Source organism: Patescibacteria group bacterium, from assembly GCA_040387855.1.
Lineage (GTDB): Bacteria > Patescibacteriota > Minisyncoccia > Phycocordibacterales > JAKAEA01 > JAZKCY01.
The window spans coordinates 504,108-518,147 of the sequence record JAZKCY010000001.1; the positions used below are offsets into that span (position 1 = coordinate 504,108).

15 protein-coding genes are annotated in these 14,040 nt (G+C 39.3%); all 15 read right to left on the reverse strand.

Annotated elements, in window-relative coordinates:
* Window position 1: 1 nt before the first annotated feature.
* On the reverse strand, window positions 2-226 hold the full coding sequence (locus V4519_02830) for a hypothetical protein (GenBank protein ID MES2436922.1): 225 nt from the start codon (window positions 224-226) through the stop codon (window positions 2-4).
* Window positions 226-1,518 carry a peptidoglycan DD-metalloendopeptidase family protein gene (locus tag V4519_02835; GenBank protein MES2436923.1) on the reverse strand — a complete coding sequence of 431 codons (1,293 nt, stop codon included), beginning with the start codon at window positions 1,516-1,518 and terminating at the stop codon, window positions 226-228. Before V4519_02835 ends, V4519_02830 begins: the two co-directional genes overlap by 1 nt.
* Entirely contained in the window at window positions 1,508-2,965 is a 1,458-nt protein-coding gene (gene gltX / locus V4519_02840) for a glutamate--tRNA ligase (GenBank protein ID MES2436924.1), read from the reverse strand. The genes V4519_02835 and gltX overlap by 11 nt, the downstream gene beginning before the upstream one ends.
* A gap of 29 nt (window positions 2,966-2,994) precedes the next feature.
* Entirely contained in the window at window positions 2,995-3,507 is a 513-nt protein-coding gene (locus tag V4519_02845; GenBank protein MES2436925.1) for a type II secretion system protein, read from the reverse strand.
* Window positions 3,500-3,784, reverse strand: coding sequence for a hypothetical protein (locus tag V4519_02850; GenBank protein ID MES2436926.1), 285 nt, complete (start codon window positions 3,782-3,784; stop codon window positions 3,500-3,502). Before V4519_02850 ends, V4519_02845 begins: the two co-directional genes overlap by 8 nt.
* 2 nt (window positions 3,785-3,786) lie before the next feature.
* On the reverse strand, window positions 3,787-4,914 hold the full coding sequence (locus V4519_02855) for a UDP-N-acetylglucosamine--N-acetylmuramyl-(pentapeptide) pyrophosphoryl-undecaprenol N-acetylglucosamine transferase (GenBank protein MES2436927.1): 1,128 nt from the start codon (window positions 4,912-4,914) through the stop codon (window positions 3,787-3,789).
* 15 nt (window positions 4,915-4,929) lie between these two features.
* On the reverse strand, window positions 4,930-6,033 hold the full coding sequence (locus V4519_02860) for a putative peptidoglycan glycosyltransferase FtsW (GenBank protein ID MES2436928.1): 1,104 nt from the start codon (window positions 6,031-6,033) through the stop codon (window positions 4,930-4,932).
* A 4-nt stretch (window positions 6,034-6,037) separates the two neighbouring features.
* Window positions 6,038-7,111: a hypothetical protein gene (locus tag V4519_02865; GenBank protein MES2436929.1), complete on the reverse strand. Its 1,074-nt coding sequence runs from the start codon at window positions 7,109-7,111 to the stop codon at window positions 6,038-6,040.
* On the reverse strand, window positions 7,112-7,984 hold the full coding sequence (locus V4519_02870; protein ID MES2436930.1) for a serine hydrolase: 873 nt from the start codon (window positions 7,982-7,984) through the stop codon (window positions 7,112-7,114).
* Between the two features lie 46 nt (window positions 7,985-8,030).
* Window positions 8,031-8,585: an SMC-Scp complex subunit ScpB gene (scpB, locus tag V4519_02875; protein ID MES2436931.1), complete on the reverse strand. Its 555-nt coding sequence runs from the start codon at window positions 8,583-8,585 to the stop codon at window positions 8,031-8,033.
* Window positions 8,586-8,643: 58 nt separating this feature from the next.
* A complete protein-coding gene (locus V4519_02880) occupies window positions 8,644-9,375 on the reverse strand; it encodes a ScpA family protein (protein MES2436932.1) in 732 nt (243 codons plus the stop codon).
* A 69-nt stretch (window positions 9,376-9,444) separates the two neighbouring features.
* Window positions 9,445-10,539 (reverse strand): dihydroorotase, encoded by a 1,095-nt coding sequence (locus V4519_02885; protein MES2436933.1) that lies wholly within the window; start codon window positions 10,537-10,539, stop codon window positions 9,445-9,447.
* Between the two features lie 78 nt (window positions 10,540-10,617).
* On the reverse strand, window positions 10,618-12,396 hold the full coding sequence (locus V4519_02890) for an ABC transporter ATP-binding protein (GenBank protein MES2436934.1): 1,779 nt from the start codon (window positions 12,394-12,396) through the stop codon (window positions 10,618-10,620).
* Window positions 12,397-12,432: 36 nt separating this feature from the next.
* Window positions 12,433-13,434 carry a hypothetical protein gene (locus tag V4519_02895; protein MES2436935.1) on the reverse strand — a complete coding sequence of 334 codons (1,002 nt, stop codon included), beginning with the start codon at window positions 13,432-13,434 and terminating at the stop codon, window positions 12,433-12,435.
* A 61-nt stretch (window positions 13,435-13,495) separates the two neighbouring features.
* Window positions 13,496-13,972 carry a hypothetical protein gene (locus tag V4519_02900; GenBank protein ID MES2436936.1) on the reverse strand — a complete coding sequence of 159 codons (477 nt, stop codon included), beginning with the start codon at window positions 13,970-13,972 and terminating at the stop codon, window positions 13,496-13,498.
* Window positions 13,973-14,040 lie beyond the last annotated feature (68 nt).

The window sequence follows — 14,040 nt, forward strand, 5'->3', positions numbered from 1 at the left end:
ATTAATTAGGAATTATTTTATGCCAATTTGCTGCGAGGAAATCCTGCGCGTATGCCCAGCCATGTTGAGCCCCTTCGAGTGTCATTGTCCAAAAGTATTCTAAATTACTTCGTACAACTGGTCCTGAAAGAAGATTTTTAATATCAATATTAAAATATCCCAAAATGATGAGTGCAATGACTACCAGAACTATGGTATCGATAAAGCCAGAAGATTTTCTGTTCATTAGAGGTATGATAGTGGGTTTAAATACGCTTTCAAGTCGGCAATTGGCATAACATAGGTTCCTCCACATGCTGCACTTTTACGAGATACTATTTGTACACCTTGTGATGCGTATACAGTGAAATGGAGATGCGGTCCTGTTGAGTATCCTGTGTTACCACTATAGCCTATCACATCTCCTGGATTCACGTTATCCCCTTTGCTCACCTGAATTGAGGATAAGTGAGCATACAGCGTTGAAAGACCATTGGTATGAGTAACCATTATCCATTTACCAAATGATGCACCAGGACATACCGTATCTGTATCACCTGATCCTGCAACTGTTCCTACACCAGCTGACATAATTTTAGTTCCGACAGGAATTCCAATATCAATTCCGTTGTGACCTTTACCACTATAGGCATTGGTTGTTCGAGAAAATGCAGTGTCACCGAATGTTTGAGTTACCGTTCGTTTTGCTGTGGGCCATGCGAGTACTCCAGGCTTTGCCCCAGGAATACTTGCTGGATCAATGGCAATTTTGAGCTGAGATTCAAAATTAAGAAGTTCTTTTTCGAAAGCTGCACGTGCTGCCTTTTTATTTGCAATTATAGTTTTATAATTTGATTCCTGATTTTTTGTCTGAGCTAAAACCTTATCTTTCTCATTTTTTGTTAATGTAACTGATGTTTTTTGACTTGAAAGATCAGACTGGAGTGTGAGTAATTCTTTTTTCTGGGCTTCAGTGAGCTGCTTATTTGTTTCAAGTCCTACTTTTAATTTTTGAAGCTCAAGTAGATGTTCTTGTATTTTTACTCTAAATTGTCCCTGTGTTTCTATTTCATTTGAAAAATCAGAAAGATTTCTATACTTAAACAGTGATTCAATAAGAGATACACTGTCATTTTCGCTCATTCGCTTAAGTGACTGTGCTAGTACCTCTCTACTACGCAAGATACTACTTTCTTGTTTTGAAATGTCAGATGTTAAAACCTGAATTTGGTTATTAGTCGTACCAATCTTAGTCTGTGTGAGTTCTATGTCTGTGGCTAGTTTTTTGCTGTTGAGATCAAGCTCTCTAATACTTCTTTGCAAGCTCAAAGCCTGGGCACTTGTTTTATCAAGTTCCTGGTTGTATTGAGCAATTTCTGCTTCAAGACGTTTTATAAGATCGCCATGAGTATCAATCTTGTTTTTTAAGTCTTCTACATCACTTGTTTGTGCCTGAGAATACTTAGCTACAACAAAACTACCAATAGCAAACGTACTTATTAATATGAATATAAAAGATAGTAGAGCTTTACGATACATGAGCAACTTTTTCTAGTGCTCTCTTGAGACGAATGATGGTCTCTTCTTTTCCTAGTAATTCAGCAAGGACAAATGGATCTGGTGATTTGTCTTTTCCAGAAAGTGACACTCGTGTGGGCCACAATACTTCACCTTTTCCTTCTTCAGTCGCATAATTCCAGAGAGCGTCTTTAATTATATCTTTTTTGAAGTTATTTTCATCCACAGTTTCAATAAGTTCAATCACTTTTTGCAAACGACGGCTTGTTGCATCAGTATCTACTGTTCCTTTCCAATACAACATTTCTGTTTTATACTCAGGTGCAGCAAAAACATAGTCTATTTCACCTGTTTCAATCATGGCACTTATTTCTCCAAAAGTATGAATTCGTTCAAGAATAATTGGAGTTATTTTTTCAAGCATATCTTGTGAAAGTTCTTTCTTTGCATCAAGTCTCTTCTTAACTTCAGCAATAACAGTCTCCTTTGGGAGCATAGTTATATACTCTTTATTGAACCACTTTAGTTTTTCTTCATTAAATTTCCCTCCACTCACCTGAATTTTAGAAATATCAAATGTCTTTATGAGATCTTCTTGTGAAAAGACTTCCTGTTCTGTTCCTGGATTCCAGCCAATAAGTGCCAAAAAGTTCATCATTGCTTCTGGAAGCACTCCTTCATTTTTATAATCAAGAACATCTTTGGCACCATCGCGCTTTCCAAGCTTTTTCTTTCCATCTGGGCCCATAATTGGAGGTAGTGTCGCAAATGCTGGACGATCTATTCCAAGAGCATCATAAACAGATAAGAATTTTGGAGTTGAAGAAATAAATTCATCAGCTCGAAGAATGTGAGTTACACCCATTTCAAGATCATCAATAATGTGAGCAAAATTGTAGGTGGGATATCCATCACTCTTAATAAGAATAAAGTCATCAATGGCTTCTTCACCAGCTGTAAGTTCACCACGAACTAAATCAGTCCAAGCATGAGACTTTACTTCAGCTTTAATTCGCAATGGCTGTGTGCCATCCCATGCTGGAGGATTCTCTGGACGATATTCTCTATATAAAAATGGCTTTTTAGATTCCTCAGATTTTTTTCTGAATTCATCAAGCTGTTCTTTTGTATATGGATCTGCATATGCAAGACCCTTGTCTACAAGAATCTGTGCATACTTTTTGTATGATTCTAATCGTTGAGACTGAATATATGGACCGTGCGGACCTCCAATATCAGGACCTTCTTGCCATGTAATTCCAAGCCACTTTAAGGACTTTATAATGTGTTCAATAGATCCTTCTACTTCTCGTTCTTTATCTGTATCTTCGATTCGGAGGATGAAAGTACCATTATTTTTCTTAGCAAAAAGCCATGCAAATAATGCTGTTCGTACGCTTCCCACATGCATAAATCCGGTAGGACTTGGGGCAAAACGTGTAACTACTGGTTTAGATTCTGAATTCATAGACCTGTACTATACCACAACTATTTAAATTAGGGATTGCTATAACAACCAGGTTGATCCCAATAACTTGTATATCCTGCACTTCCCATTCGCTCAGAAGTTGCACCACCACTACCCACACAAAAGTATGCGCCCTTACTTGGCAGCCATGCCATTACTGAGTAATAAGAATTAAAGTTTATTGCGGTTCCTATATGCAATTTATATTGACCACCTAATGGACTTGTTGCGGCAGAATTTGTAACAATAGCATTGCAAAGTTCTATCGCTTTTGCAGCATAGGTACCAGCAATACCTATACCCGAACAAGAACCAACATCTGCCCATCCTTTCTGAAGGTTTGCATAACTTCCTGTGTCATTAAATTCTTGTTCCAATAAAGTACGGTATTGGATAACTGCAGACTTTATCGCTGTATCTCGAGCCTTAAGTCGTGCTGTATTTAAACTAGCGAGCACCACAGATGAAAGCAATCCAATAATCGCTATTACTACTAATAGTTCTATGAGGGTAAAACCTTTTTGATTATTACGCTTACTCATTAGATGTATTCATTCTAACTCTATCTAATTCCATTTGACGAATAACTTCAGGATTAGCATCTGGTGTACTTCTAATTCCAATTACAAAATACACAAAAATAAAAATAGAAAGAACTACACATGCAATAATAATTCCAATAAGTGTATGGTGCGCATACGCTTCTTTTACTCCCATTTTTTTAAGACCGCGAATCATTGCCGGAGTCTCAGGTGCTCCAAAGATCTTTCTTGATGAATACTGATTAAGTTGTTCTTCAGATTCAAATTCTACAGACATGATTATTTTTCGTGACTAAGTGCAATAGATACAATTTCTTTAGCAATAGTATGAGCTGCATCAGTGCGTGCAAACTTTTTTGCTGAGTCTACCATTTTTTGATGGAGACCTTCTTTAGTCATAATTCGTTCAACTTCTGCTGAAAGTATATGTCCAGTAAGATTATTTTCTTCAATTACAACGCCTCCTCCTTCACGGGCATAGCTATATGCATTGTTGTGTTGATGATTGCCATTTGAACTAGAAATTGGAATGAGAATTGCTGGTACTCCCCAAACAGCAATTTCAAAGATTGTAGATCCTGCTCGAGAGATAATTACGTCAGCAATTCCTGCAAGCATTCGGAGTGTTAGACTATCAACATGACCAACTGCGTGATAGCGGGTTTTGTTGGGATTGTTTTGTAGAATAACTTTTGCAGTTTCTTGAACTGGAATCAAATTGTTTTCTCCTGTTTGATGATATACCTGATATTTCTGTAAAAGTTGGGGTAATGCATCAATAATAGTTTCATTGATGATCTGTGAGCCTTGTGAGCCTCCTAGGATGAGAATTAATGGCAGACTGTTGTCGAGTTTTAGAAATTCATGAGCACCTTCTCGAGCTGTATGGATAACTTCCTGACGAACAGGATTTCCCGTAAATGCAACTTTTTCTGGTTTGAAATATTGTGCAGCATCTGGATATGATACGGCAACACGTTGTGCAAATTTTCCTGCCCATGCATTTACTCGTCCAGGTACACTATCTGATTCATGAATAACAACAGGAATTCTTAAAAATCTCGCAGCAAAGAGTGCTGGAAAGCTTACGTATCCACCTTTTCCAAATACAACATCTGGGTAAATCCAAAAGAGTTTCCATACTGCCTTAAATGCTCCCCATGCTGTCTTAAACATATCGAGATAATTCAATAAAGAAAAATATCGTCGAGACTTTCCTGCAGCACATGGTACAAATGTCATCTTGTTTTCAAATAACAATTCGCGATCGTATGGCTGTGGTGCCATGTAAAACAAATGCACTTCTGCGAGCTTTTCTTCTTTAGCTATTTGATTGATTGCTTGAGCAACAGCAATTACTGGATAAAAGTGTCCACCCGAACCACCTCCTGTTAGCAGAATTTTCATATGAATATAGTATAGCTAAGTTTTTTGAAATTTAGAAATGCTTAAAATGATACCTGCTTCTGCCATAGCAAAAAGCATTGCCGATCCTCCATGACTTACGAATGTGAGAGGAATTCCTGTAAGCGGAATCACCCCAATCATGGCGCCCATATTTATAAACGCTTGAGCGATAATGATTGTTACCAATCCCACACACAGCGTCATTCCAAATGTATCAGGAATACGTGCTGCAATTTTAAACCCACGCATTGCATAAACTAAAAATAATACAATCAGAAGTACTCCTCCAATGAAGCCGAATTCTTCAGATGCTACTGCAAATATTGAATCTCCAATTGGTTCTGGGAGAAAGTTGAACTTTTGAATACTCTGACCAAAACCTCTCCCAAATACTCCTCCCGATCCAATAGCAATCATGGACTGCTGAATTTGATAACCAGAACCAAGGGCATCTCGTGATGGATCAATAAAAGTAAGGATTCGGCCCATAAGATATGGTCGCATAAGTGCAAGGAGTGCAATACCAGCTATAGCTCCTACAAACAATAGAAATACATACCTCCATTTACCTCCTGCAGAAACAAACATCGCAAGTAGTGATGCGAAAATTACCATGAATGTTCCGGTGTCTGGTTGCTTGAGAATCAGAGCACCACAAATAAAGAGAATAATAAACAATGGCAATGCTCCCCATTTAAATGTTGTAATTTTATCTTTAACTGCTGTAATCCATGCTGCAAAGTAGATTACCGCACCTAGTTTAAGCATTTCGGACGGTTGAAACGTATATGGTCCAATATGAATCCAACGTGATGCACCTCCGTGACTAAAACCAATCTTCGGAAGGAATACGCAAATACACAAAACAATAGAAACTAAGAAAAAGTAAAAAGCATATTTTTGCCAGAATTTATAGGGAATACGTGCTGCTGTAATAAGAGTAATTCCACCTAATCCAAATCCAATAAAGAGTTGCTTGAGTGCAACATTAGAATAGCTAATTCCCTCTCGCGCCAAAAGTCCCATAGACGCAGAACTAAAGATAAAAAAGCCAGCTGCCAAAAGTAGCAGCGTTAATATAAAAAACATTTTATCGACCCTTTTTGCTTTTGTGCTCATGCTGCTATGCGATCAAGGCTAATACCATTCCAAGGGTTGATAATACAATGCCAATAATCCAGTATCGCATTGTTACTTTATACGGTGACCAGCCACTTGCTTCAAAGTGATGATGCAATGGCGCAACAAGAAATACTTTCTTTCCGTTTCGAATCTTTTTTGAAAGAAGCTGAATGACAACAGATGCTGAGGTAATAATAAGTGGAAATGCAATCACAGGAAGAACAAGAATCCCATAGCCACCTGATACCTGATCTGTCATGAATGCAACTATGGCCAATGTAATTGTAAGACTCATACTTCCCGTTTCCGACATATAAAATCTGGCAGGCGGAATATTGAACCATAAAAAAGCTAAGATTCCTCCTACAACTACTGCGCAAAATGCAGCAAGGTCAATTTGGGTATGAAAGAAAGCAATTCCTCCATATGCAGCAAACATTGCAGCAAGAACTCCACCGGCAAGACCATCAATTCCATCTATTACTCCTCCAGAATACAAACCCATCATGATAAAGGTAAGAAATGGAATAAACAGCACTCCCATATACAAACTGTTGCCAAAAGGTAGTCCAATGCCCGTGACATCAAGCTTTGCATAAAACCAATAGCCACAGAGTAATCCAATGATTCCCACAACCATCAAACGCTTTCGAAGTGACAACCCACCTGCAATATGATCTTTTGATCCTTGAATATCTAAATAATCATCAATAAGTCCAATACATGCTCCAAAGAGGAGTGTAAATAACGGAATAAGCGTTTGGCTCTTACTTAAGAAATCAAATTTGATAAATATTTCTGAAGGAAATACTTTTGAAACCAACCAAAAGAGCATCACGGTAATAAATACAGAGCCCCAAATAACAATTCCTCCCATTTTAGGAGTTCCTACTTCTTTATGTTTATGAAGTTCATTAAAAATGGGAGTGTCACGTCCGTCAGGGGCAATCTTCCCTGCCTTCTTTTTCCACATTTCAAACTTATACAAGTAGTGTGTAATAAATGGCGTAATGGCAATTCCTACAACAAATGCTGCAGTCGAAGGGATAAAAAGTTTTACAAGATCAAGTGTCATTTAGTTTGCATTATACTCGTTTACTGAGATTGCTCCAATAGTTGCGCTTACCAAGTTTTCAACATCTTGAAATCTACCTTCATATGAAGAACCTAAAACGACAATTGCTACTGGATGTTGAATACCCATATCCACAACTACAGCTAAGTTGCCACCTGCTAAAACACTATAGCCAGTTTTTCCACCCACAAGACCAGGTATCTTTTCAGCAATAGGGCTTGTATTTACTCCTTTATGAGTAAACTCATCTTCAGATGCAAAGCTCATTGTTTCATATCGGGTAGCTTCAAAAATATCTTGATGTTTTGTCATTGCATAGTGCATGAGTTTGGCAACATCTTTCGCAGATCCATACCCACCAGCTTCTGTAGTAGAGACATCAAGTCCGGATTCATTATTAAAATGGAGTGAAGGAAGCCCCATACTCACTGCTTTTGCATTCATTGAATCTATAAAGCTAGATCCATTGAATGCTGTGGCTACAGCTGCAGCACCATCATTTGATGAAACTAATAATGTATATTTCAATAAATTTGTAAGTGACCATGTCTCGTTGCCAAATAGCCCTGAATCACCTTCTTGAGAAAGACTCTGATCTGTAACTACAACATTTTTAACATCCGTAGAAGATTCAAGAGCTGTGATTGCTGTCATTACTTTTGTAATAGATGCCAGTGGTAAAACTTGATCAGGATTCTTTTGAAACAGAGCTTTACCTGTAGTAAAGTCATAGACATAGGCAGCTTTTGCTTCGAGTTGCACGTCTTTAAATGGATCTATATAGGTAGGTTTTGATTCTTCTGCTACAACTTCTTTTACATTTATTTTAGTAGTATTGTCGGGAAAAGAGAAAAAGATGATAAGTCCAATCATCAAAGTAGCGCCATATACAATTTTTTTAACCTTTGTCGTCTCCATGCTATTCAGTCGTTGTAAGAGATTGTTCGGTTTGAGATTGTTCCACATGAGAAATTTCTTGTCTTACATTTACATACTCAGGTAACTCTTCAATAGTGCTTATTCCAAGATGCGACAAAAGCTGAAAGGTTGGCTTGTATATAAACGATCGTTGGTCTTCTGGATGCACTACTTTTTCAACTAAACCTCTCACTAAGAGGTTTCGCAAAATGAAATTTGAATTAACACCTCGAATATAATCAATATCACGTCGAGCTACAGGTCCACGATACAAAATGATTGAAAGGGTTTCAAGTCCAGCCTTACCCAAATCTTTTACAAGCTCTTCTTTAATAAGCCCTTCGATAATTGGTCCCATTTCATTGCGGGTACCAAGCATAATTTCATCATCTTTTCGTACAAGTTGGACTCCCCGGCCTTCAATCTTGTGTTCGAGTTCACCAAGCGCAGCTACAATCTCCTCTTCAGTCTTAGAAAGTATTTCAGCAAGCTTTTTAAGCTTCATGGGTTCACCTTTCCAAAACAAAAGTGATTCTATCTGTGCGTCAAGATTCATGTGTCTATTGTACGGTAAAAATGGTTTTAATTAAAGCTCAGCTTGGGGGCAAAAAATGCTAATCATAGCGTGGTACTCCGAGCTCTTGTGTTTCGATAGTGATATCATCAAAATCTCTCTCTTGATTAACCATAATTGTGCCTTGCTTTACAAGCTCTAGCATAGCTAGAAAGCTCACTATCACATTTACTTTCTCAACCTTGCCTACACCAGCAAAATCCTTGAAACTCATCTTCAAGTTCGATTTTATACGTGTAGTGAGGCTTGTAATCATCTCCTCGAGTGAAATTACCTTCTTAATAACAGCTTTAGGTACTGCTTCTTTCTTCGGTATGTTTTTTAAAACATCATAAATAGCAGCATGAAGTGCAGGGACAGTCATAGATTCATCTGGAGAAAAGATTGGCGTTATGATTTTAGACTGATTTTTCTCAAAGATAATATGTTTTCCAAAAGCATCTTTTACATGCACGGTGAGATCTCTAATCTTTTGATAGAGTTTCAATCGCTCTTCAAGATCTTCAATGCTTGATTCTTCTTCTTGAGTAAGATTGAGCGTTGGTAAAAGAGATTTTGATTTAATTAAAAGGAGCGTAGATGCTATTAAAATAAACTGCGCACTTTCGGCAATGGGAAATTGTTCTAATCTTTGAACGTATGCAATAAAATCATCAGCAACTTGTGATAAAGAAATATCACTAATAAAAAGCTTGCGCTTTTCAATTAAATTGAGCAAGAGATCAAGAGGTCCTTCAAATATATGGGTTTTAATTTTGAAATCCTCAGCCATGGTTGTATTGTAGCAGATTTTGTAATAAAAAAGCTCCGCTCTGTCTCGTAAGACAAAGGGAGCATCAATTCATGCCGCGCGTTTTGCTGGCTTGTACTTCCAAGCCACGACTTCGCCGCCGCGCATGTTCGTGAGGTACTCGCCGGTTCCAGGCACCTCGATTTCCTCGGGAACTTCCCAGGATTCTCGGACAAAGGTCACTGTGCCTTTGTTGAGTGGCACACCATGATGCTTTGCACCAAATTCCGAAAGGAAGCCCTCGAGCATTTCGAGCTTTTTGTACTTCAGGAAGAGTTCGATCATCGATGGGATTGCTGCCAGGGTGTTGAAAACCCCGCAGCAAATGTTGCGGCAGTGTTTGGCCGTTTGGTAGTGAGGAGCGTCGTCACCACCGTAGAAGAACTTCGGATTGCCCGACATGGCTGCCTTTCGCAGAGCAGCTCGATCACGCCGGAACTTCAGGCTTGGCTTGCAGACGAGGTCTCCCTGCCCTTTGCCTCCGCTCGCCTTGCTGTACCCGATGACGTCGTCGACCGTGTACAACAGATGGTGAACGGTGATCGTGGCCGCTACGGTGGGCGGAAGCTCGAGGACACATCGTACCGCCGCTGCAGTGGTAATGTGCTCAAGCACGATCTTCAGGCGCGGGAATGCCTTCGCGATCTTTCGCAAAATCGTGAGGAATGCCTTCTCCTTCCTCAAGCCTTCGATCTTGTAGCTCGGTGCTTCACCATGGAGTAGCAGGATCATCCCGCATTGTTCCATGGCGGTAAACACTGGCCAGAGCAGATCGTAGTTCACCACGCCGTCTTCCGAGTTGGTCGTGACGTAGCGTGGGTACACCTTGCCACGTCGCACACCGCGACGGTATGCTGCGAAGATCATCGCCGGAGTTGTCTTCTCCGTGATCTGAAGGACAGCGACGGCATTAAATTTATTCCCCCGCTTATTTTTCCGTGCCCATCTGGTGATCTGTTTCCGATACTTTAGGGCGTCCTTGCCCGTGAGAATCGGAGGCTTGGTGTTGGGCATGGCGAGCACTCGCCGAATAAAGCCCGAGATGATGAACATGGTCACCATGAATTCCATCAGGAGTTCCTGACGGAAATGTGCGTGCCAGTTGTCTGGGCACCGCATGGTGATCGATTTCCGGGTAATGACCATTCTTCTATCCGTCCTTTCGGTACGAGTTGTGGTTTCAGTCCTGGATATTTTTACCACAAATCTCCTACATTTACTATATTATTCCTGATCTTTAAGAAACCCACCAGCTTGGAGATTCCACAACTTTTTATAAAGACTATTTTCTTGAGTGAGAAGTTCATCATGAGATCCCTGTTCAAGAATCTGGCCACCATCAACCACAATAATGCGATCCATCTTTCGAATTGTTGAAAGTCGGTGAGCAATCACAATAGTTGTCTTTCCTTTCATAAGAACATCAAGTGCTTCTTGAATATAACTTTCAGATTCAGAATCGAGACTTGATGTCGCTTCATCAAGAATCAGAATTGGTGCATTTTTTAAGATAGCTCGAGCAATAGCAATTCGCTGTCGTTCACCTCCAGAAAGTTTGATACCTCGCTCTCCTACCAATGTGTCATATCCTAAAGGTAAGTCTTTTATAAACTCATGTGAGTGAGAAAGTTTTGCTGCTTCAATCACTTCTTCATCTGTTGCATCCCTTCGTCCATAACGAATATTTTCTTTAAGTGATCGATGGAAGAGAATTGGATCTTGCGGGACCAAACTAATATATGAGCGCAAACTTTCCTGAGTTACTTTCGCAATATTTTGATCATCAATAAGAATTTCACCTCCAGTAATTTCATACAAACGCATAATCAATCTCACGAATGTAGATTTACCTGCACCAGAAGGTCCAATAAGTGCTACTTTTTCTCCGGACTTAATGTGTAGGTTTATTTTATTTAAGACATTTCGTGTCTGGTTGTAGCTAAATTCTAGATCTTTAAATTCTATGATTCCATCTTTAATTACTATGTCATGTGCACCAGGAATATCTTGAATTTCATGTGGAGTATTAAATATATCAACCATTTCTTTTGCATCGGCATAGCTTTCATACATAGCTCGAATAACTCGTGCAAAGCCCCACAATCGTTCAGTTAATCCTAAAATATATGCTTGAATAAGCACAAAAGTTCCAACACTAAATACTCCAATTTCCCAGTATCTTATAGCTATATAAAATACGAAAAACTCAAGAGCAATAATAAGCCCCGATTGAATAGCCTGATTTACGTTGTATATTCTCCAGGTAAATAAAGATAGTTTTATATGTTTCTCTACAACGTCACTAAATTCATCAGATTCATATTTATTTGCAGTAAATAACTGAACAGTACTGCTATTTGTAATTACATCAGCTAGTCGTCCCGTAACTTTAGAATCAGCTTCAGCAACTAGTATGTCGTACTTTGATTTATATCGAGCAAATATATAGTTCCACCCAAGAAATAGCATTGCCCATACGAGCATTGCTGACGCGACACGAGGTTCAATTTTCCATAGTACAAATCCGACTCCAACTACATTCACTGTTATGGGAATAAGACTCCATGTTATAGAGTCCATAAGCTTATTAAAACCACGAGTATAACGCCCTACTTTTTGAACGAGTGACCCTCCAAAATTATTTGAGAAAAAAGTATATGAATGATTAATAAGATAATTAAACGAAGTTTGCTTTAATTGTGCAGGGATTCTATTTTGAACATATGAATCACAAAACGTAGTGGTTCTAAGCGCAATAAAAAATAGAACATTGATAAATAATATTTGAAATATTACTTCTTTTAATAAAGGCACGACTTCACTTCGGTTTGCGGTTTGCGACAAAATATCGAAGAACTCTTTATATAACAACGGTATAAAGACCTGAAGTGCTGCAGCGAGTATTGCTGTGAGCCACATAAAAGTAACTGCCACCCAGTGTGGTTTAATACCTACCCCAAATGCTTTAAGCACATCGCGCATTGTCGATTTGTTTTGTTTCATATTTAATCTACTACGTTCGTAATGCCCGAGTGTAACTTATTTAATAAACTTGAATGAGATAACTGCTAGATCAAGGTCGGCTGTATCCACTCCTGTTTGTCGAATCATGATAATATCGGTAGCTGTCTTTCCTTCTACATAAACTGCTACTTGTTTTGCTCCGGTTGTTGGAGTGTGGGTAAGCTTTTGTCCTTGTTTACCATCGATCATAACTGGTACGTTTGTAACATTCGGTGCCTTTGCTGCCTCTGTAACTACTTCAGATAGTGTGAGATTTTTCTTGAGTGTCGTACTGTATACTGCTCCCGTATTTATAGTTAGATTCTTACCAATGGTAAATTGTGCTGAAGTTGATGTATTTTTTTGAACTGGTTTTCCCGTAGCTGCATAATATCTGAAAGCAATATTATTTGGGGTACTTACAAATATGGTTGTATTTTTATTTTGGAAAAAAGTAGACTTTACAATAGAATCAATTGTTTTTGTATCACTGAAAAGCTTTTGTGAACTACCGCAAGATTCAAATGCAATTTGAACTCCATATTCAGCATCTAGTGTGGTTCGTGCAACAGCTACATCACACACATCTCTTCGACTTGTAAAAAGCGTTCCATCTTTACCACCAATTGTCACAGTCTTTGATTGGAGTCGTTCTTTTGAAGGGTCTTGTAGTTTTTTGTCTACAGTTAGAACAATATTTCCATTACTTGAATTAAATAACGCAGTATACATTCCTGCAGATGAGTAGCCTTCAGACTTTAATAAATATTCTGTTGGATATCTAAATGTCATTCCAAGGTGATTACTTTGGTATGTCTTCCATCCAGGATAGGGATCGTTTGGAGCCTGTTGTGTTGTCGTTGCTGTAGTATTTGGTGTGGTAGACGTTGCAGCTTGCGTGTTTGTCGAAGGAGAAGTTGTTGCTGTATTAATTGCAACGGGTGCAGTATTTTTCTTTGAAGCTAGTACAAAAAAACCGGCAGTTACGATAATAACAATAGCTATTAATGCACCGATGAGAAAGTTTTTATTTTGCATATGTTAGCTAGTATACCGCACTTTTTGGGTAATAAAAAAGCCAACCTCCCCTCCTGGGAAATTAGCTGTGTTTGTCGAGTGTATCGACCATTGTCCTATCGACGATCGAACGGCTCACCCGCGGTCGTTGCGACTTCAGTCGCTTGTACCGGATGATCACGGTGTCGGTCCCGGGGATCTTCATGTGGTCGGGCCGGATAAGTCCGTGGTGAAGAGCCGTCTCCATCGCTCTCTTAAACCGGCGCTTCTTCAGGGTCTTGTCCTTCATCAGCAAGCAGTGGAACAGCTGTTCCTCGGTCGCTACACTGCCGGGTTCGGCGAGCTCGTTGTCGATCTTGTACACGAGCCTGCGGTGAGCATTCGTGTGGAAGACCATGCATGCGAACGTCACTACCGCAAGGGCGATGGCGTAGATGACCAAGATGGCCGTGATTACGCTGCCCTGCATGGTCTTGTTGAGCATCCACGCCCCGAAGAAGAACAGCATCCAGTAGACGAAGGTCTTCTTTACGGCGTATCCGAGATGAATCCAAAACACGGTACCTCCAGGGTTAGAGTATGGGAAAGAGCGGGTTCTTCTGTATAATGTAATATAAGTACGATATT

Bases quoted from the DNA above. Each gene is read 5' to 3' on its own strand.
- V4519_02830 (MES2436922.1), bottom strand. From the start codon at position 226: ATGAACAGAAAATCTTCTGGCTTTATCGATACCATAGTTCTGGTAGTC.
- V4519_02835 (MES2436923.1), bottom strand. From the start codon at position 1,518: ATGTATCGTAAAGCTCTACTATCTTTTATATTCATATTAATAAGTACG.
- gltX (MES2436924.1), bottom strand. From the start codon at position 2,965: ATGAATTCAGAATCTAAACCAGTAGTTACACGTTTTGCCCCAAGTCCT.
- V4519_02845 (MES2436925.1), bottom strand. From the start codon at position 3,507: ATGAGTAAGCGTAATAATCAAAAAGGTTTTACCCTCATAGAACTATTA.
- V4519_02850 (MES2436926.1), bottom strand. From the start codon at position 3,784: ATGTCTGTAGAATTTGAATCTGAAGAACAACTTAATCAGTATTCATCA.
- V4519_02855 (MES2436927.1), bottom strand. From the start codon at position 4,914: ATGAAAATTCTGCTAACAGGAGGTGGTTCGGGTGGACACTTTTATCCA.
- V4519_02860 (MES2436928.1), bottom strand. From the start codon at position 6,033: ATGAGCACAAAAGCAAAAAGGGTCGATAAAATGTTTTTTATATTAACG.
- V4519_02865 (MES2436929.1), bottom strand. From the start codon at position 7,111: ATGACACTTGATCTTGTAAAACTTTTTATCCCTTCGACTGCAGCATTT.
- V4519_02870 (MES2436930.1), bottom strand. From the start codon at position 7,984: ATGATTGGACTTATCATCTTTTTCTCTTTTCCCGACAATACTACTAAA.
- scpB (MES2436931.1), bottom strand. From the start codon at position 8,585: ATGAATCTTGACGCACAGATAGAATCACTTTTGTTTTGGAAAGGTGAA.
- V4519_02880 (MES2436932.1), bottom strand. From the start codon at position 9,375: ATGGCTGAGGATTTCAAAATTAAAACCCATATATTTGAAGGACCTCTT.
- V4519_02885 (MES2436933.1), bottom strand. From the start codon at position 10,539: ATGGTCATTACCCGGAAATCGATCACCATGCGGTGCCCAGACAACTGG.
- V4519_02890 (MES2436934.1), bottom strand. From the start codon at position 12,396: ATGAAACAAAACAAATCGACAATGCGCGATGTGCTTAAAGCATTTGGG.
- V4519_02895 (MES2436935.1), bottom strand. From the start codon at position 13,434: ATGCAAAATAAAAACTTTCTCATCGGTGCATTAATAGCTATTGTTATT.